This is a genomic window from Pyxidicoccus caerfyrddinensis (assembly GCF_010894405.1).
GTDB classification, from domain to species: domain Bacteria; phylum Myxococcota; class Myxococcia; order Myxococcales; family Myxococcaceae; genus Myxococcus; species Myxococcus caerfyrddinensis.
Genome location: NZ_JAAIYA010000001.1, coordinates 479,629 through 499,158 on the forward strand (window position 1 = coordinate 479,629; position 19,530 = coordinate 499,158).

Sequence of the window (19,530 nt, forward strand, 5' to 3'; positions counted from 1 at the left end):
CGGTCTTCTTGGCTGCCTGCGCCTTTGTCAGCCTGGCGGCAGCGGCGCTCACGGAAACTTGAGCGTGCCCTCGCGCCACGCCTTGAGCGCGTACTCCGCTCGTGTCCGGATACGCCCTGGGCGGGCAGCAAACTCCAACAGAACAGGTTCACCCTGAGCTGGAGCGAATTCAAGCGCGTGTGCAGCAGCAATGGAACGGACATTCTCGTCCACGCTCTTCAACAGCGGGAGGAGATAAGAGGCCACCGATCGACTCCGGAGCTCACGGTAGGCACTTGCAATCCTGTCGTGAGCCCGATTGGCAGCACGATGATTCGCAGCGGCCAGCGCCTGTCCGTAGGCTACCGCCGCCTGCTCGTACTCTTGGACGAGTTCATCAATGCTCGCCCCTTGGATATTGCGCATGCTCATGGAACGACTCCGTAGTCCCGGAGGATTCTCAAACAGAACTCGCGTTGGGCCTGAAAGGACTGACCACTCAGCCACTGCCGCACGGTTTGTCCACCAGAGAGGAGGGGATCTTTCGACGAGTAGTACGCGCCGATTTGCCGGTGAATCCCTTCGTCGATGGCGATCACGTTCTCGGTGTTGTGAAGGGCCTGAGGACCGAATCGCTCCACGTTGCCAGGCGTCTGCTCGACGATGTGGTGCCACTGATTGCCGGGTTCCGCCGAGCCCAAGGCGCTCTTAAGGCCACCCCTTTCAAGGTGATGAAGACGGCTCCCTGGCGGGCGGGGTGGCAGGAGGGGTAGCGGTCGCAGAGGGCAGCGGCGCTGGGAGAGGTCAGCGAGAGCATCTTTCAGGGAGGTATGGCCGGAGGAAGAGTCATGGCCCTGGACGTCGTCTTCGAGCGCTTCGTGCACCACAGCCCCTTGCCCCTCATGGCGCGGCTGCTCATGCAGCGGGCCCTGGGTGCTGAGTGGCTCGACAGCCTGTTCGAGCAGCATCGCCAGCGGCAGTACACGCGCGAGCTGCTCTTCTCCACCGAGGTGGACCTGATGGCGCTGGTGGCCCTGGGCCTGCGGCCGTCGCTGCATGCGGCGGCCCAATCCAGCGAGGGGCTGAAGGTGTCGATGCAGGCGCTGTACGAGAAGGTGCACCACACCGAGCCGCGGGTAGTACGGGAGTTGGTGCAGTGCAGCGGGGAGCGGCTGAGGCCCGTGCTGGAGCATCTGAAGCTGCAGCAGCCGTCCTGGGCTTCGGGCTATCGGGTGCGGGTGCTGGATGGAAACCACCTGGCGGCCAGCCAGAAGAGACTCAAGCCGCTGCGGGGCTTGCGAGGCGCGGCGCTGCCCGGCCAGGCGCTGGTGGTGTACGCGCCGGAGTGGGATTTGGTAGTGGACCTGGTGCCGGCGGAGGATGCGCACGCGAATGAGCGGGCGTTGATGGGGCCGGTGCTGGAGCGAGTGCAGGCGGGGGAGTTGTGGTTGGCGGACCGGAACTTCTCGACGCGGCAGATACTCTTCGCCGTGGAGGACAAGCACGCCGCCTTCGTCATCCGCGAGCATGGCGTTTCGCCCTCGCCGACGGAGGCGGGGCCGCTGAAGAAGGTGGGACGAGTCGAAACGGGCGTCGTCTTCGAGCAGGCTGTCGAGATTGAGGACGAGCAGGGGCGGCGCCTGCGGCTGCGACGGATTGAGTTGCAGTTGGAGGAGCCGACCGAGGACGGCGATACCCGCATTCGCGTGCTGACGAACGTGCCCTCCGAGCGCATGGGGGCCAAGGAGGTGGCGGGGTTGTACCGGCGGCGCTGGAGCATCGAAGGGATGTTCGGCCGGCTGGAGTCGGTGTTGAAGAGCGAGGTGAAGACGCTGGGCTACCCGCGAGCGGCGCTGCTGGCTTTCGGCGTGGCGGTGATGGCGTACAACGTGCTGGCGGTGATGCTGGCGGCGGTAGAGACCGAACACCGGTTGAAGGCGACGGAGGTATCCAGCTATTACATAGCAGACGAAGTGAAGGCCACCTATGGCGGGATGATGATAGCCATTGCTGAGCCACTCTGGCGTGGATTCGAGTCTCAGACGGATGAGGAGTTGGGCAAGGAGTTGCTGTGGCTGGCCAGCCATGTGAAGCCCTCGAAGTTGCGCAAGCATCCCCGAGGGCCGAAGAAGAAGGAGAAGAAAGGGTACGCGCCGAGGCGAGAAGTGGACCGGCATGTCTCGACGGCGCGAGTGTTACGGGGAGACGAGAAGACCTGACAGCCTGGCGGGAGATAGTCGCGACTCTAACGAGCGGCGCTGAGGCGAAAAGACTGTCCGGACGCTGGATGGCGCAGCGTGATTTCAGGGGCGAGGCCTCTTTCACGAAACCAAGACACGAAAAGCCTGCTCGTGGGACTCAGAAAACCGCAGGCGCGGGCTCTCATGGAGCCCGGCATGCCCCAGGGAGCGGTATGCTCCCAACACCTTGAAAGGGGTGGCTCTTAAGGCCGCTGAACGAGCCCCAGGACCTGAAACCGATAGAACTGACTCCCGTTACGGCTCCGCTCACGCCCTGGGCCGTCATGGCGACCGCCGTGGCAGGCAGGGAGATGACGACGGTGCTTCCTTGAATGGCTACCGCACTCACCTGCCCCACGTTCGCAAGGCTGATGCCTAGCCGTGAGGCCCCGGCCGCCGCAGCCTCCATGTAGCTGGGCAGCATCGACAGCCGCGAGGCCAGCCCCACGGCGCCCCCGGTCATGCCATGACTCACCACCACGGTGACCGCGAGGACGAAGACGCGCGCCACCTCCGGTCCTACTCGATTGGCGAAGCGATGGCCGGCCTGTTCAAGTTCCACCCAGGTGGTGGCCCGGTCCGTGGCCGTCTTCAACTCCCGGCTCGCGTCCACCACCTCAAGGAAGGTCTCTACTCCCAGGTAGATGAGCAGGACCGCTGAGACGATGGCCGCCACCTTGGTGAACACGGGCTCGGGATTGGCCGCCAGGACGGCCCAGGTAACGAGGCCCGTGGCGATGACGGTGTAGAAGAGCTGGGGCGCCAGGGTCTTCTCCACCGCCCGGGCGATGCTCTCCTTGAGGGGCTCCAGCGACAAGCCCAGGGCAACCCCAGCTTGTCCCACTCGCCCAGGCCTGGCCCGATGTCGAGCAGGGAGAGGCAGTGGTCCCTACGCTGGCCCGGCACGCAGAGGCCACCGAAGCTCTTGCGCATCAGGCGCTGCCATCGGGTGTCTGCACTGTTCTCCGGGTGGGAGGCGCGCACCAGCAAGCCTTGCTGCGGTGCACGGAGCGTCAGAGGTACCTCCAGCACCAGCCGCGCCAGCGCCTCCTCGAATGATTCCGCGTCCACCGTCACGGACTGGCTTGCGGAGGACGGCCTGTACTCCAGGGGCGAGCCCTGCCCCGTGTCGAGGCGGATGACACGCGGGGCGGCGCACGCATCGAGCAGGGCGAGGAGCAGGAGCGCGACGGCCAGCCGGATTGCCATGAGCCGCTTTCGGGAGCGAGGAGGGCTCCAGCCTACGGAAAGGTTCCTCCGGAGACGATGTTGTTCCGGTCCTCATCTTCGTCCTGCAGCTGAACGCGATGGTGCGCTGCCTCTGCACCGCCCCCAGTCCGGCCTTGGAGTGGGCAAGGAAGCGGGCCTCCCGCTGCGGCTCGATGAGCGCCGCGCCAACCGCAGACCTCTTGGCTGCCTCGGATTCTGTCAGGTAGGCGTCAAGGTCCCCGTCGAACAGGGGCCCGCACCGCGCTGGCCTCGCGCTCGTTGCGCGCGTCGGTCCGCCTGCTATAACGCGCCAGCACGACCCCGTAGCTCAGTTGGATAGAGCGGCGGTTTCCTAAACCGCAGGCCACAGGTTCGATTCCTGTCGGGGTCATCGCCCTGCTTCCCAAGTCCGCGGAAGCAGGGCGTTTTTCTGTCCGGTGGCGTTCAGCGGCGTTCAGGCAGGTTCGCTGGATTTGGTACCCGTTTGGTACCGAGTTTGCCCCTCCTGAAGCGCTGTCTCGGTCGCGCCTCGAACCCCCGAGCAGTCAGGGGCTCCACTCAAACCCGTGGGAGACCCTCCGTAGCGTGAGCCCTGGCGAGGTGTGGCTGGGGAGGGGCAGGTGGAGGAGCGCGGGCGGGAGTACCGGCGCAGGCAGCCGGAGGGGACGGTGCTGTACGAGGCGGTGAGGGAGAACCTGGCCACGCTGCTGGAGGAGGCGAGCGAGGTGGGGTGCGGCCTGCCCCGATACGTGGAGCGGGACTTTGCCCGGTACCTGGAGTGCGGAGTGCTGGCACACGGCTTCGCGCGGGTGCGCTGCGAGAGTTGCAAGGACGCGCTGCTCGTCGCCTTCTCGTGCAAGGGGCGAGGGGTGTGTCCCTCCTGCAACGCGAAGCGGGCGCACGTCACCGCGGCGCACTTGGTGGAGGGGGTGCTGCCGCGCGTGCCCTACCGGCAGTGGACGCTGTCCTTTCCGCATCGGGTACGGTGGGTGCTGCTCAAGGACGTGGGGCTGCTCTCGGACGTCCTCACCGTCTTCCTGCGCGCGGTGTTCGCCCTGCAGCGCCGGAGGGCACGGCGGCATGGCCTACGTGGTGGGCAGGTCGGGGCCGTGTCATTCATCCAGTTCTTCGGCTCCGCTTTGCAGGTGACTCCTTATTTCCACTCGCTGGTGCCGGACGGCGTCTTCGTGCCACGGGAGGGCGGCGTGCGCTTCGAGCCGTTGCCGCCGCCCACGCAAGCAGAGGTGGAGCGGTTGCTGAGGGTGGTGCACCACCGGGTGCTGCGGCTGTTGGAGAAAAGAGGCGCCTTGCCCGCCCAAGGGCCTGAGGACGCGCGGCAGGCGTACCAGGCGCACTCCCTGCAACAGCGGCTGCGCTGGACGGAGGTGGACGTGCGGCCCCCTCCCCGAAAGCAGTCCCGGTGCGCCTTGCTGGAGGGCTTCTCCCTGCACGCCAATACGCACCTGCACGCCAACGACAGGCAAGGACTGGAGCGGCTCTGCCGCTACGGGGCGCGCGGTGCGCTGGCGCTGGAGCGGCTGTCACGAGCGGAGGACGGCCGCATCGCCTACCGCATGAAGCGCCCGCTGCCGGACGGCACCACGCACCTGCTCTTCACCGGGCTGGAACTGTTACGGCGTGTAGCGTCCCTGGTACCTCCGCCTCGGACAAACCTCACGAGGTTCCACGGCGTCTTCGCTCCAGGCGCGCAACTGCGGCCATTTCTGGTCCCTCAAGCAGGTGCGGAGGAGGCGAGCGAGGCGCCCCAGGCAGCGGTCAGGAAGGAGCGGATGAAGGAGAGGACGCCGCGAGTGGACTTTCGCAGAGTTGCTCAGGAGGACGTTCGACTTGGCGGTTTAGCCACAATCGACAAAAGGCTGGTGCGGTTCGCCCTGTACCGTCGGGTGCCCAAGCGTAGCTGGCCCTCGGCTCCACCTCCTGAGGTGAAGCAGGAGGGCGGCAGCTCTAGCCGTCCACGTTCGGCTGCGCCACGCGAGAAGGGTGCGCAAGAGAGAATGGAGCATCAAGTGGAAGCCCGCCCCGACGGCCGACGGCCGCGAGCGGATGGGGCGCGCCGTGCAGTTGCTCCTGGACGCGGCCCGCGGCGCGGCCGGAAGGCCCCGAGGGCCTCCAGCCGAGGCAAGCGACGTCACAAGTCCCGGCGTCGTTGAGCTGGGCACCAAGAGAGGAGCCGATGATGGCTGAAAGGGCTGCGCTCTACGCTCGCGTTTCCTCGGCGCGGCAGGAGCAGGAACAGACGGTCGCCTCGCAAGTGGCGGCACTCCACAAGGCTGCCGCGGAGTTGGGGCTGCAGGTGCCCCCGCAGCACTGCTACGTGGACGAGGGCTTCAGTGGTACCCGGCTGGACAGGCCTGCCTTCGACGCCATGCGGGATGCGGCAGCCGACGGCCTGCTCGACGTGGTGCTCGTCTTCGCACCCGACAGGCTGGCGCGCAATTATGTGCACCAGCAGGTGGTGCTCGAGGAGTTGGCGGCGCGGGGCGTGCGCGTGCACTTCGTCGAGCGGCCTATTGGAGAGAAGGCCGAGGACAAGCTGCTGGTGCAGATGCAGGGAGTCATCGCCGAGTACGAGCGAGCGAAAATCATCGAGCGCACCCGACGTGGGCGTATGCACAAGGTGCGCACGGGCCAGACGCCCCCCGTCTCGCGGCCACCGTACGGCTACCGCCTGGTGGCGAGTCCGGACGGGCGGCAGAAGACAGTCGTCCTCCACGAGGAGGAGGCCGCGCACGTGCGCGACATGTACCGCTGGGTGCTGGAGGAGGGCCAGAGTGCGCGCGCAGTTGCACGACGACTCACCGCCCAGGGCGTGCGGCCACGGTGCGCAGCGCGCTGGACGGGCGCCAGCGTCCGCCACCTCCTGGTCAACCCGGCATTCACCGGTACCGCTGTCTACAACCGGCTGATGGCCGCCGTGCCGACACATCCACGCAAGGCTGCGGCTCTGCGCAAGGTCGCCAAGAGCAGCCATCTGCTGCGCCCGCGCGAGCAGTGGCAGACGGTGCCCGTTCCGCCCCTCGTCGACGAGGCCACGCAAGCGGCGGTGAAGCTGCAGCTGGCACGCAACAAGGTGCTCTCCTCGCGCAACGTGCAATATAGCTACTTGCTGCGCCTGCTGGTGGTGTGCGGCCAATGCGGCATGCGCATGACCTGCTTCCGCCGCGCGCAGTCCAACGGACGGGGCGACTACCACTACTACGGGTGCAGCCGAGGCCCCGAGGACAGCGGGCGTGCAGCACGCTGCAAGGCCCAGTACCTCAGGGCCGAGGCGCTGGACGCGACGGTGTGGAGCGCAGTGTGCCAGTGGCTGCGCGAGCCCCGCATTCTGGTGGAGGAGGTCGCCTCTTGGCAGGAGCACCGGGAGGCAGAGGAGATCTCGACACGTGAGCGAGCTCGTCTCGAGTCAACGCGCAGAAACCTCGAGCGGCAGGTGGAGCGACTGGTGGATGCCTACCAGCAGGGCGCGCTGCGGGTGGACGAGTTGAAGGTGCGGCGTACGCAATTGGAGGCTGCCCTTGAGGCAGCACGCGCCCGGGCCAAGGAACTCCAGGAGCAGCATGCCGATGAGGAGCGGTTGGGCGAGCGGGAAGCGCAACTGGAGGCCTTTGCCGCGGCTGTGCGTGAGGGGCTCGACGCGCTCGACTTCGAGGGCAGGCAACGGCTGGTACGCCTGCTCATCGAGCGCGTCGTGGTGACGGGCGAGCACGTCACCATCGAGCACGCTGTCCCTCTCTCCGGCCGGTTTTGTCGTTTGCGGGAAAACGACGTTGGACGTGTTCGTCTGCGTGAGGTGTGGAGGCAGGCTCAAGGGTGCTGGCGTATGTGCAGGGAGGGGGTGGAGTGCGAGCGATTCTGGAGCACCTGGGCCTGCCTCCGGCAGGTGCGAGGCTGGCCCCGGCGCGAGGGCCCCCCCAGAGTGCGGGGTGTTGAGGCTCAAGCCGCCCCAGCCAAGAGAACCAGGCCCCTGCCGCGCACCTCATGGGAAGGCGGCCTGGGCCGACGTGTATCCCATGGGGCTGCGCGGCTTCTCCACCCCCCTAGCGTACTGCCCGGGCGGCCCCGTCAGCGGCCCTCCTCGGCTCCTGCGCTCCAGCACTCACCCTCAACATGGCCTTTATCCCGCCTATGCTTCCTTCGTCCTTGAGTTGTCTGATTTGACGGGAGCAACTCCAGACACACGACTCCCGAGAACGACGAACACAAGAGACACGGCGTGGCTGGCAGGACACATCTCCTGGCACCAGAGCAATCCCCGGGCCAGGGCTTTCGAGAGGACCGAGGCTGCATGGAGACACCCTCGGCCCCTCTCCTGATGGAGGCAATACATAGATGACAAGAGAGGACCCCTCTGGCGGGACAGCGCCGAAGGAGGTGCGGCCTCCATGACACGACGTGGCCAGACTGCCACACAAGACATTCTCGCAGGACGTCTTCGCCCACATCGAGAGCCTTGTTCACTCACGCATTGAATTCACAGACACTCCCTGCGTCGGTCTCCGCGAAACACAAGGAGACAATCACATGAAATGCATTGCGGTGTCGAAGTGGGGCGGAGTCCTGACCCTGTTGGTGGGACTCCTTCTGGGCGTGGGTTGTGGTCAGCCTGCGTCCCTGGCGGAGACAGAAGGCGTCCAGGCATCAACGATTGCCCGGATGCGGCCACGGGCACGCATCGCCACGGGCGCGCAGCACTCCCTGGCCATCCGTTCGGATGGAACGGTGTGGACCGCGGGGGACAACAGGTACGGGCAGCTCGGCACGGGTGACTTCACCAGCTCTTCGACTCCAGTCCAGGCGCAGGGTATGGCGGGAGTGACCGCGGTGGCCGGAGGCAAGAGCCACTCCGTCGCGCTCCGCTCCAACGGCACGGTCTGGACCTGGGGCGCCAACGGGCTGGGCCAACTGGGTGACGGCACCACCCGCACCCGCACCACGCCGGTCCAGGTCCCAGGGCTCATCGGTGCCACCTCCGTGGCGGCTGGCTGGTACTACACGCTCGCGGTGAAAACCGACGGCACCGTCTGGGGCTGGGGAGACAACAGCTTCGGCCAGCTCGGAGATGGCACGACCACCTCGCGCCCTGCTCCCGTCCAGGTCCAGGGGTTGTCCGGCATCGTGGCCGTTTCGACGAGCGCCGAGACCTCCCTGGCCATCCGCGCGGATGGAACCTTGTGGAGCTGGGGACGGAACAGCGCGGGGCAGCTCGGCGACGGCACGTACGCCGACAGTCCCCGCCCCGTCCAGGTCCAGGGGATGACGGGCGTCGTCGCCGCGTCCGCGGGTCTCATGAGCGCGTTCGCCATCCGGTCGGATGGCTCCCTCTGGGGCTGGGGCTCGGACTTCGCCCTCGGAGGGATGCAGACCACGCCGACCCGCATCGAGGGCCTGACGGGCTGCATCGATGTCGTCGTGGGCAACTACTCCGGCCGAGTCATCAAGACCGATGGCACGGTGTGGAGCTGGGGCATGAACGTGGCAGGCGAGCTGGGCGATGGAACCAAGCAGTCCCGTTCGCTTCCCGTCCAGGTGCCAGGGCTCATGGGCGTCTCGGCGGTTGCAGCGGGTCATGACCACGTGCTGGCGCTGCGCTCGAATGGCTCCATCTGGGGCTGGGGCAGCAATCGCGATGGCCAGCTCGCGAACGGAGCCGTCACCCGCCATGCCGTTCCCGCCCCCGTGCAGGGCGGACTGACGGGGGCGCTCTCCGTGGCGGCGGGCAGCATGCATTCACTGCTGCTCCACCATGATGGAACGGTCTGGGCCTGGGGTCAGAACGAGTACGGGCAGCTGGGCGATGGAACGCTGACGCGGCGAACCGAACCCACCCAGGTGCCCGGGCTCGACGGCGTCGCCGCCATCAGCGCGGGAGGGCATGCCTCGCTCGCGTTGCGACATGACGGCTCCGTCTGGGAATGGGGACAGGGAAGCATGACACCCCACCTGGTTCCAGGCCTGCCCCCCATCGTCGCCATCTCCGTGAGTTGGAGCCACGCGCTGGCGCTCGCCGATGACGGGACTGTCTGGGCCTGGGGACAGAACAACGCCGGCAATCTGGGTGACGGTACGACCCTCATGCGCTGGATTCCCGTCAAGGTCCTGAACCTGGACGGGGTCGTGAAGGTGGCCGCGGCGAACGAGCTCTCGCTCGCCGTCCGACAGGACGGCACGGCCTGGGCCTGGGGGCAGAACGCCGACGGGCAGCTTGGCGACGGCACGACTGAAAACAGACACACCCCCGTGCAGGTGCAGACACTGACAGATGTCATTGCCATCGCGGGAGGCGACTACCACGCCATGGCCCTGAAGTCCGACGGCAGCGGGTGGACCTGGGGCCAGGACTACCAGGGCGCGGGAATGCGGAGCCAGGAAAGCGAAGACCTGCTCCCTGTTCCCATGAGCGTCAACGGACTGCTCGACGTGGTCTCCGGCCCCTCTTCGGCCATGGCGACCATCGACAGCCGCGTGTGGGCCAGCGGCCGCAACCACCGGGGCCAGCTCGGCGACGGCACCACGGCCTCTCGCTTCAACCCCGTCCTCGTCCAGGGAATCACCACGGGCGTGACGGCCCTCGCGGTCGGCGGCGAGCACATGCTGGCCCTCCAGCCGGACGGCACGGCGTGGGCCTGGGGCAACAACTCGGATGGGCAGCTGGGGTATGGCGAGCCGCTCGACAAGCTCGTCCCAATCCTCACCCTGCTGCCCTGAGCCATTGAAGGAAGGGGCCCCACACACTCCCGGCAGGCGTCAGGACGGCCCGCTTTAGCTGCTACGCACGCGCCCCAATCCTGCCTGGGGTTTGCTATCGCCCTGCCCACGGGTTCAAGTCCCGTACTCCTCGCCATTGAGAGCCCAGCAATCCTCAGGGGTTGCTGGGCTTTTTCTCCGTCCCCTCATGTGCCCTCCGGCGTCGCCGAGGGCCTGCGGGAGAGGCATCGTGAGTGACGATGCGGTGACCAGGAAGTCTGGCAGGGGATGCTTCGTGCGTGCTTCGGACGATCCCGATCACCCTCTCCGGAGCAAGCCGATCACCTTCTCCGGGACAAGCCGAACACCGATTCCGGAGCAAGCCGAACACCTGTAGCAGGTTGAAGCACCGGGGCCTGAGCAGCGCGGAGGTCCTCGCGGACTGAAGGCCCGGCCGGAACGTTGACGACGCTGGACAGAGCGCCGACCACGCCGCCTCCCGAAAGGAGGAGGCGGTGGCGGCAGAGAGACTGTCCATGCGGAAGCTGAGAGAGATTCTGAGGCTGCACCTGGAGATGGGGCTGGGGCCGCGGGCGATAGCGCGCAGCCTCTCGGTGTCGCCTGGCACGGTGAGTGGCTACCTGGGCCGGGTACGGGTGGCGAAGCTGACGTGGCCGCTGCCACCGGAGTTGGACGAGGACGTGGCGCTGACGCGGCTGCTGTTCGCCGACGAGAGGACGGCGCGCCCGGGCCGGCCGGAGCCGGACTGGGGGCGGCTGCACCTGGAGCTGCGCAAGAAGCACGTGACGAAGCAGTTGCTCTGGGAGGAGTACAAGGCGGAGCAGCCGGACGGGTACCAGTTCAGCCAATTCTGCGAGAGGTACGCGCTGTGGGCCGCGACGCTGAGCGTGACGATGCGCCAGGCGCACGTGGCGGGCGAGAAGCTCTTCCTGGACTTCAGCGGGGACGGCATTGACGTAGTGGACCCGAAGACGGGCGAGAAGAGGAAGGCGAAGCTCTTCCTGGCGGTGCTGGGCGCCAGCAACTTCACCTACGCGGGGCCGGTGCTCAGCGAGAGCCTGCCCACCTGGGTGCAGTGCCATGTCCACGCGCTGGAGTACATGGGCGGCGCGACGCAGGTATGGGTACCGGACAACCTGAAGAGCGCGGTGACGAGCCCGCACCGGTACGAGCCGGACTTGAACCCCACCTACGCGGAGCTGGCGCGGCACTACGGCGCGGCGGTGATTCCGGCCCGGGTGCGCAAGCCGAGGGACAAGGCGAAGGTGGAGCAAGGCGTGCTGCTGGCTGAGCGGTGGATTCTGGCGGCGCTGCGCCACCAGCGTTTCTTCTCGCTGGAGGAGGTGCGCCAGGCGGTGAGGCCGCTACTGGAGAAACTCAACAGCCGGCCGATGAAGAAGCTGAAGAAGTCGCGCCGGGAAGTCTTCGAGGAAGTGGAGCGCGCCGCGCTGCGGCCGCTGCCGGCGCGGCGGTACGAGTATTCCGACTGGGCTCGCCCGAGGGTGCGCGTCGACTACCACGTCGAGTTCGACGGCCACTACTACAGCGTGCCGTACCAGCTGGTGGGCCAGCAGCTGGACGTGCGCGCGACGGCGAGCGCCCTGGAGGTGCTGCACGGTGGACGCCGCGTCAGCTCGCACCCGCGTAGCTTCGAGAGGGGCGGCCACACGACGCAGCGCGAGCACATGCCCAAGTCCCACCAGGCGCAGGCGGAATGGACGCCGCTGAAGCTGGTGGAGTGGGCGAAGAAAACGGGGCCAGCCACCGCGGCGCTGGTGGAGGAAATCCTGAGGTACCGGGTGCACGCGCGGCACGGCTTCCAGGCCTGCCTCGGCGTGCTGCACCTGGGCCGCAGGTACGAGGCGGAACGCATCGAGGCCGCGTGCGCCAGGGCGCTGCGGCTGGGGGCGTGCACGTACAAGAGCGTCGCGGCGATTCTCAGGAACAACCTCGACCGCGAGCCGGTGCGGCAAGAGCCACGGCCCGAGGCGCTGCCCGTGCACGACAACGTGCGGGGTCCCGGCTACTACCACTGAAGCACCGCTGGGCGCCGAGGACGGCCTCGCGGTGCTCCAGCAATGGCCTTGGAGCGCGGTGCACGCGCCCGGGCCGCCAAGACGTCACGAGGCCCCGCACAGGCAACGGACACGCCGCTGCCCAAGGAGACACGCATGCTGGTGGAACAGACGCTCGAGAAGCTCAACGAGATGAAGCTGCACGGAATGGCGAAGGCGATGAAGCAGTGGCTGGAGCAGCCCAAGGGCAAGGACCTGACGCCCGAGGACGTGCTCGGGCTGCTCGTCGATGCGGAGCAGATGCATCGCGACAACCGCAAGCTCCAGCAGCGGCTGAAGAACGCGAAGCTGCGGCAGCAGGCGTGCGTGGAGGACATCGACTACGCGCACACCCGAGGGCTGACGAAGGCGGTGGTGATGGACCTGGCCTCGTCGAGGTGGGCGCAGCGCCACCAGAACATCCTGCTCACCGGGCCGACGGGCGTGGGCAAGAGCTGCCTGGCGTGCGCGCTGGGCCACAAGGCGTGCCGCGACGGCTACAGCGTGGTGTATCGCCGTGCCTCTCGCCTCTTCGACGAGCTGGCGCAGGCCCGCGCGGATGGCACGTACCCGCACGTGCTGCGCAGGCTGGCCAAGGCGCAGGTGCTCATCCTCGATGACTTCGGGCTGGAGCCGCTGGCGGCCACGCAGCGCAAGGAACTGCTCGAAGTGCTCGATGACCGCTACCAGCTGGGCTCGACGATTGTGGCCAGCCAGCTGGAGCCCAAGGACTGGCACGCCATCATCGGCGACGCGACGCTGGCCGACGCCATCCTCGACCGGCTCGTCCACAACGCCCACCGCCTCCGGCTCTCCGGAGACTCCATCCGCAAGGCGGACGCGAATTTGACGAAGGCTCGTAGGCAGGTGAAGTGACGCAACGTCCCAGCGTCGCTGACGCTCCGACTGCTCGCCATGGCCGGAACGGCTGCTCGGCTTGAGCTGGAATGGGTGCTCACCATTGGACGGGCGTCCTCACGCCCCTCACCGACGAGTGTGGCGACCTGGAGCGTGCGCACGACGCTCCACGACCCGGAAGGGATCCTCCGCCAGTCCGTCTACGTGCTGGCCTCGCACCGTGGCCAGGTGCGGCCCGGAAAGGTGCCCCTTGGCGCGTGAGGGCTGCTGTTCATCCTTACAGCCTGCTAGTGCAAACTGATGCCGCGCGTCAGCTTCCACGTGCCCTCTTGCTTGCGCCAGATGAAGACGAACTTGGAGTAGCGCCCCGCCGCGTCAGGGCCGTCCGGCGTGGTGCGGAAGCGATGGACCCCCATCTCCACGGCCCCGTAGTTGGCGATGGGGTATACCTCCAGACTGCCTTCGGCCAGCTCGCGCGTGACACGTCCGCAGATGTTGTCCTTGTAGAGACCAACGAACGTCTTGCCAGAGGTCACCAGACCGCCGATGTCATGGTAGAACTCGAGATCGTCCGCGACGGACGCCGAGAGTGCGGCGACGTCACAGGTGTTGTAGGCCCTGAAGAACGCGCCATCCACCTGGGCAATCGCCTCATGCAGTTCCTGGGATGCGGGCGAGTACGTGCCCAACGGGTTGCTGGAACCGCGTGGCGGGGTGGCGCAGGCCGAAGCCAGGGCGGCCACGAGCAGGAGCACGGCGGCGGAATGTCTTTTCATTCCGCGCAGCCTAACCCGGCCCAGCAGGTCCTTTCGCAGCTTCTGGCGGTCCTCGTCCTTCTGGCCGCGGGCCGCCAGCGCGACCTCCACCGAGGCCTCGCTCACGCCCATCTCGCGCGCCATGGCGAGCACCTCCTCTCGCGTCAGGGTCCGCTCGCGAGACTGGCTCCTGAGGGCGTGCGTGCTCGCCTCGCGGATGATGTCCGCGGCCTCCGCCTCGGTGAAGTGCGCGGGAGGCGCCTTGGTTCGTGTGTCCGCCATGGCCCGGGGACGTTAGTGCGCCGCCCGGGCCCGCGTCGATACGCCGCCGTATGCCTAGGAGCCGGTGCGCCGGGGCATGACGGAGAAGGTGGGCGGGAGACCCTATGCGAGCTTCAGGTCGAGCCCGTAAGGGATGTCGTCGTTCTTGCGCTTTCCCGGCTTGACTGCGACCTGGTCATCGCGGACGAGCGTGGCCGAGTCGGAGCCATCGAAGGACACCGCGTCGTCGACGCCCAGCTTGATGAGCGTGTCCCGGATTTCCGACATCTTCTTCCCGGGTGAAGCGCCGTCCTTCTGCACGATGACGTACTGCGTACCGGTGTCCCTGTCGTATCCGATGATGACCTTGCCCGTACTGGCTTCCCGTTCCTCCTGGCTGATGAAGCCATTGTTGTTCTTCTGGGTGAGATGGGACGCGTACCGGGCCTCCGGGTCCCCCGTCTTCGGGGCGCCTTCAGGAACGCCGGAATCGTATTTGTTGCCGTCCCCGTAGGGCAGGTTGTTGATGATGAGCGGCACCGCCCCACCGAACCCCACCTTCGAGTCGGGCGGCGGATTGCCCTTCCCGAACTTCACACCGCTGGGAGTCCATGCCGCGAAGAAGCGATCCGGCTCTGACCCTCCAGCGATGACCTTGCCATCCTGGATGACCTGGCCGACAGGCGTGCCGCCATCCGCGATGAGCCCCCCGGCCAGCGCCTTGTAGAAGCTCATGTTGACGATGGTGTCATTGCCTGGCTGGGCGCCCTGGGCCTTGGCTGTATCGGTGAAGTTCGTCTTGCCGCTGGCGCTGACAATGGAGGGTTGGGGGTCCTTCATTGCCAGAACGGTGACGCCGTCTACCGAGAACTCCACCGGAACCTTTGGGTTTGCGTCGACCTTCTGCGCAATCGCCCCGGCAATCTTCTTGCCGTCCTCGTCTGTCTTGGGGAAGGAGAGCGGCTGAGCCTCAGCGGAGCTTTGCGCCAGCCTCAGGAGGTTCTCTTTCGTCGCCTGGGAACGGGGGATGTAGATGGGCCCGCTTCCAGGGGAGGCGTGCCCATCCTTCTGCGCGCCGGGAAGTGCGGCGTACTCCTTGTCATCGAGGACTTGAATCTGGACGCCACGCTTTTCGAGGAGCCCGAAGGTCCTCTTGCCTTCGGGCGTCTGCTCGACTTCCTCTCGGAGTCTCGCGACGGATGCCGCGCTCGCGCTCTCGGCGAGCTCCTTGGTCTTCTGGTTGTAGTCATCGTTTGCTTCTTGAATCAGGTAACGATTGTTCAAATCAGAGGCCTTGGGAGGGCCGTTCTTGACGTGCTCCGCGTACTTGTCCCAGGCGGCTGTTTCGGCCGGGCTGTCCGCGACCAACATCTGCTGGAGCTCGGGGGAAATCTTTGCATTCGCCAGGGCTTCCGCGCGCTCGGGGGAGCCGGGCTTCGTGGCGAAGACCTTGGCGGCCGTGGTGCCCTTGATGGAACCCGCCTCGGAGTACTGAGGCTGTTCCTTGAGGTAGGCCTTCATGTCCTCGTAGGACTTGCCGGTGCCCGGGTCGAGGACTCGCTGCCCCTGGCGCACGACGACATGGCCGGACTGGCCCTCGGCCCCCGGACGCGAGTCCTTGAGAAACACCAACTCGGACTTCGCCTGGATGGTTGGCGAGCTCTTGTTGATGAAGTCCGCGGCCAGGTCGAGGCAGTTGACCTGGCCGTCCCGGGTGTCTTCCGTCAGCAACGAGGTCGAGGGCGCGCCGCCCTGTTCGCTGATCTTCAGCGGGCTCTTCTGCCCCGCGGCCTCGAATGTTGATGCGTACCTCCTGGTGTCAACAGGCTGGCGGGCGGCCGCGGCCGCCTGACGTGCCGCTTCTTCAGCTCGGCGTGCCGCCTCCTCCGCTGCGCGCCTTGCGGCCTCCTGTGCCAGCCGTGCTGCTTCTGCCGCTCCGAAACCACCTTCGACGCGTCCACCCATGGGGCTTGCTCCTCTGTTGAAGGGGGCGGCCATGGGCTGCCCCGGGCTTCAAAAGGGAGAGTGGGCGGTCCGGCCCGCGTCCCAGGAAAATCTTCCGGGCCGCTCGTGCGCCCTAATCGCAGCCGTGGCGGACGAGACGACCGACACTGTGCCGCCAGTCTTCGACAATCCGAATCGCCTCGGGAGCGCCCTCCGGCCGTCCTCCTCGAAGGCCACGACTCCCAGGGCCCCCTGCACCACGCACAGCAACTCGAAGCCGTCGCGCCCCGGAGGACGCGGATGCCGGTGCGGCCGGACATAGGTCCCCGGCTGCAACGCGAGCAGCATCCGCTGCCGCGCACCTCATGGGAAGGCGACCTGGGCCGACGTGTATCCCAAGGGGCTGCGCGGCTTCTCCACCCCCCTAGCGTACTGCCCGGGCGGCCCCGTCAGCGGCCCTCCTCGGCTCCTGCGCTCCAGCCCTCACCCTCAACATGGCCTTTATCCCGCCTATGCTCTGTCGGGCGAGGTCCGGCCAAGGTCCGTCACTTCGTGGACGCCATGGTGACGTTGACCGAGCCGGTGCTGCCGCTGCAGCTCGGCAAGCGTCGCGCGGGACGTCAGCGGCGCAAAAGGAATTGAATCATTGTAATGCAGTTGTATTACACTTGTTTGTTTGTGACTTTTGCAACGCCGACTTGCGAAGACATGGCGACCTGGGATTTCCTCGGCCTTCAGGGCCCGAGGGCTCCAGGGGATTCATCCATGCATCAGTCCATCCGAGTCGCCGCGCGGTTCGCTTCCGCGCGGATGTTGTCCTTGCTGCTGCTCGTGGGAGCCAGCGGCGCCGCCGAGGCGCAGGCGCTGAACCCGTGCGGCGGCGTCACGGTGTCCCTCTCCCCCGTGGGGGCGGCGATGAGCGCGCTGCCCCGCGCGGGCATCCAGCACTCCACCTGCGCGGGCGTGCCGGAGTTCTGGCTGTACAACCTCGACGGGCTGGACAGCACGGTGACGCAGCTGGAGGGGACCATCCAGGCGCAGCTGGAGGCGACGACGAGCAGCTTCTCCCACGCTTCACTCTACTTCCATCCGAACCTGGGATTCGCGCCGGGGCTCGCCGCGCTCCACACGAACGTGGGCCTGCGCGTGGGGGCGTTTCCGGTGCCTCAGGCGCTCAAGCCCATCGTCCGGCTGTACTTCGGCGGCCCCAACGAGACGGCCCAGCAGATCTACGACAGCGTCACCGCGCCGCTGGTGGCGCTGGCCGGCGCGGACCCGGCGCAGTGGAACGTCCGCGTCGCGGTGGGGCGCAGTGAGACGCAGCTCAACGGGTGGAACCACTCCAAGCTGAGCGTCCGGGACCGCATCGAGGCCATCGCCACCAGCTACGAGACGGCCCAGCAGGAGCTGGCCATCCACCTGGCCGGGGAGCCCGCGAGCCATGCGGCGAACTGGTTCGACACCATCTGGAACCAGCGCTTCATCCCCTGCGTCGGGGACAGCTCGCTCTGCTACACGGTGCCCACCGCGCCCTCCGTCACCGCGACCACGCCGCACGCGTTCCGGTCCGCCAACGTGCTGGCCCTGTCGCGGGGCAGCCTGGACAGCGGGCAGAACTTCGACGCGGACGACGCGCTGGTGGCCGGCATGGGCGCCACCGAGCGGTCCATGTTCTTCCTCAACCCGGCGCTGGTGGGCTTCGTGCCGCCCTACTCGAACATCTTCTCCCCCATCTTCATGGAGAACGTAGGGGATGCCATCGCCCGGGGCGTCGACGTGAAGTTCGTCTGGGGAACCGACGCGCAGGCCCGGTCACCGGGAGTCTGGAACGTGATGGAAGACATCCTGGAGGCCCGCTTCGCGGACCACCAGCTGAACCCGGTGCGCCGCGCGGTGGGGCACTGCATGTTCCACATGGTGTCGTACCGGGACGCGCGCCCCGGCGCGGTGTCACCGGAGTCCCACGCCAAGTTCTACATGCTGGATGACGGCTTCTACGTGGGCTCGCAGAACCTGTACCCCTCGGGCTTCATGGGGCGCGTGTACTCGCCCGAGCTCAAGGAGTTCGGCTTCTTCGTGGATACCCGGCCGGGCGTGAACGAGGACCTCGCGGACGAGGTCATCTCCCGCATCGTGGAGCCGGTGTGGAACAACTCCCGCGCCGCCGTGGAGCCGAGCGCCTATGCGACGTGCAACGCGCTCGCGCACCCGGTGCGCGCGTCCGGCTCGGCCAACACCCCCTTCGGCGTCTTCACCTGCGGCAGCGACTTCAACCTGACGCTGGACTTCCAGAACGTGGCGCACGACCAGGTGGCCATCGCCCAGGGACAGACGACGTGCACCAGCTCCATCTACACGGTGTACGTGGGAGTGCAGGGCGTCATCGGCACCGATGGCGTCTTCACCGGCACCATCTCCGGCCACCTGCCCGGGTTGACTGGCGACACCGCGCCGCTCACCGGCGTCTTCCATCAGGGGGCGCTCAACGCGTCGTTCTCCGGGCTGGAGCCCATCCAGGGCGTGCCCTACAGCGGCACGGTGTCCACGCGCATGCCTCCTCCGTGAGGAATGGCGGGATCGGGCATGCCGCGCGGAGGGCATGCCCTGGTCCGCGTCAGTGAGGGGACGTCGCGTCCGGCTGCGTGCCCGAGGCGGGAAGTGGCCGCATCGGCCCCTGCTTCCCCTGCGTGAGCAGGTGCAGCTTCAGCTGGTGCCGGCCCCGGCGCTCGCGCTTGAGGAAGAGCTTGTAGAGGTACTCGGACCCCAGGGCGAGCCGCTCCGCCAGCGGGAGCTCTCGCACTTCGTGCATCAGCTTCGCGGACAGCTCGGCACGGCGCCGGAGGATGGCATTGCCACAAGCAGAGGCCGCCGCGCGCCAGGGGCCTTCCGGCCGGTCCACCAGGGAGCGCACGTGCGCCTTCAGCGGGCCCGCGGCCGCTTCGTCTCCCCCGGGCCACCTCCGTCGCGAGCGGCCCCTTCAGGTAGTTGATGACGCCCTCGTCCACCTGCTCCCGGGAGTCGAGCGACTGGCGGACGTCGTTCTCCTCGACGAGGTCCAGGGCCCGCAGCAGCAGCGGCACGAGCAGACGCTGACGCAGGCGGCGGCCCAGCTTCCTACCCTTGAGCGAGACGAGCGCTCCGGCCAGGCGGCTGGCGAGCAGCACCTTGCCCGGGTCCGTCTTGAGCATGTCGTAGCTGCGCCGCACCCCCGCGCCTACAGCGCCACCACCTCTTCGGCCGGGTAGCGCTCCGCGTCCACCAGTGACGTCAGGAGCACCTGGGGACGAACGAGGGGTGGCCCAGCCGACTTGTCGCGAGTGCACCTCCCCCGTGCCGCGGGCCAGGGGAATAGTCGGCCTCGCTGTTCCTCTCCACCGGAGTCTCCATACCTCGCGCCTCGCCCCGCCCCTGCCGTGCACTCCTCCTGGTCGCGCTCGCGGCGCTTGCCGCGTGCGGCGGCGGGTCCACCGACGGGACTGACGATGGAGAAGCAGACGGCGGCCG

General features: G+C 67.5%; 12 protein-coding genes, 1 tRNA gene and 2 pseudogenes. 8 read left to right on the forward strand and 7 right to left on the reverse strand.

The window, feature by feature from the left end; all coding sequences use genetic code 11:
• Positions 1–48: 48 nt before the first annotated feature.
• The gene (locus G4D86_RS01725) at positions 49–411 is read right to left on the reverse strand and encodes a DUF2019 domain-containing protein (RefSeq protein ID WP_163988670.1); all 363 of its coding nucleotides are present in this window, start codon (positions 409–411) and stop codon (positions 49–51) included.
• Positions 408–695 (reverse strand): annotated as a pseudogene (locus G4D86_RS54510) (AHH domain-containing protein); the annotation flags it as partial. The gene G4D86_RS01725 and the pseudogene G4D86_RS54510, both read right to left, overlap by 4 nt.
• Before the next feature lie 186 nt (positions 696–881).
• Here G4D86_RS54510 and G4D86_RS01730 point away from each other — a divergent pair.
• The gene (locus G4D86_RS01730) at positions 882–2,198 is read left to right on the forward strand and encodes an IS4 family transposase (protein WP_420821837.1); all 1,317 of its coding nucleotides are present in this window, start codon (positions 882–884) and stop codon (positions 2,196–2,198) included.
• A gap of 220 nt (positions 2,199–2,418) precedes the next feature.
• On the opposite strand, the pseudogene sitA5 reads toward G4D86_RS01730, so the two are convergent.
• A pseudogene (gene sitA5, locus G4D86_RS54515) lies at positions 2,419–3,428 on the reverse strand (SitA5 family polymorphic toxin); the annotation flags it as partial.
• 317 nt (positions 3,429–3,745) lie between these two features.
• On the opposite strand from sitA5, the gene G4D86_RS01740 reads away from it, so the two are divergent.
• The 6 genes from G4D86_RS01740 to istB all read left to right on the forward strand — a co-directional run bounded on the left by G4D86_RS01740 (position 3,746) and on the right by istB (position 13,084).
• A tRNA-Arg gene (locus tag G4D86_RS01740) sits at positions 3,746–3,819 on the forward strand.
• A gap of 211 nt (positions 3,820–4,030) precedes the next feature.
• Positions 4,031–5,599, forward strand: a complete 1,569-nt coding sequence (locus tag G4D86_RS52045; RefSeq protein WP_205519428.1) for a transposase — start codon at positions 4,031–4,033, stop codon at positions 5,597–5,599.
• A 23-nt stretch (positions 5,600–5,622) separates the two neighbouring features.
• The gene (locus tag G4D86_RS52520) at positions 5,623–7,593 is read left to right on the forward strand and encodes a recombinase family protein (RefSeq protein ID WP_240359987.1); all 1,971 of its coding nucleotides are present in this window, start codon (positions 5,623–5,625) and stop codon (positions 7,591–7,593) included.
• 377 nt (positions 7,594–7,970) lie between these two features.
• Positions 7,971–10,154: an RCC1 domain-containing protein gene (locus G4D86_RS01770; protein ID WP_163988674.1), complete on the forward strand. Its 2,184-nt coding sequence runs from the start codon at positions 7,971–7,973 to the stop codon at positions 10,152–10,154.
• 515 nt (positions 10,155–10,669) lie between these two features.
• Complete coding sequence (gene istA, locus G4D86_RS01775; protein WP_163988676.1) at positions 10,670–12,190, forward strand: IS21 family transposase; 1,521 nt, start codon at positions 10,670–10,672, stop codon at positions 12,188–12,190.
• Positions 12,191–12,325: 135 nt separating this feature from the next.
• Positions 12,326–13,084 (forward strand): IS21-like element helper ATPase IstB, encoded by a 759-nt coding sequence (gene istB / locus G4D86_RS01780; protein ID WP_163988678.1) that lies wholly within the window; start codon positions 12,326–12,328, stop codon positions 13,082–13,084.
• Positions 13,085–13,353: 269 nt separating this feature from the next.
• On the opposite strand, the gene G4D86_RS01785 is transcribed toward istB, so the two are convergent.
• From G4D86_RS01785 to G4D86_RS54210, 3 genes are all read right to left on the reverse strand, one after another.
• Positions 13,354–14,103, reverse strand: a complete 750-nt coding sequence (locus G4D86_RS01785; RefSeq protein ID WP_163988680.1) for a nuclear transport factor 2 family protein — start codon at positions 14,101–14,103, stop codon at positions 13,354–13,356.
• A gap of 102 nt (positions 14,104–14,205) precedes the next feature.
• Positions 14,206–16,047, reverse strand: a complete 1,842-nt coding sequence (locus G4D86_RS01790; protein WP_163988682.1) for a phosphodiester glycosidase family protein — start codon at positions 16,045–16,047, stop codon at positions 14,206–14,208.
• 48 nt (positions 16,048–16,095) lie between these two features.
• The gene (locus G4D86_RS54210; protein ID WP_163988684.1) at positions 16,096–16,374 is read right to left on the reverse strand and encodes a WbuC family cupin fold metalloprotein; all 279 of its coding nucleotides are present in this window, start codon (positions 16,372–16,374) and stop codon (positions 16,096–16,098) included.
• A gap of 417 nt (positions 16,375–16,791) precedes the next feature.
• On the opposite strand from G4D86_RS54210, the gene G4D86_RS01800 reads away from it, so the two are divergent.
• Entirely contained in the window at positions 16,792–18,591 is a 1,800-nt protein-coding gene (locus G4D86_RS01800) for a phospholipase D-like domain-containing protein (protein WP_163988686.1), read from the forward strand.
• Between the two features lie 49 nt (positions 18,592–18,640).
• Here the strand turns inward: G4D86_RS01800 and G4D86_RS01805 are convergent, their stop codons facing one another.
• Entirely contained in the window at positions 18,641–18,937 is a 297-nt protein-coding gene (locus G4D86_RS01805) for a hypothetical protein (protein ID WP_163988688.1), read from the reverse strand.
• Positions 18,938–19,530 lie beyond the last annotated feature (593 nt).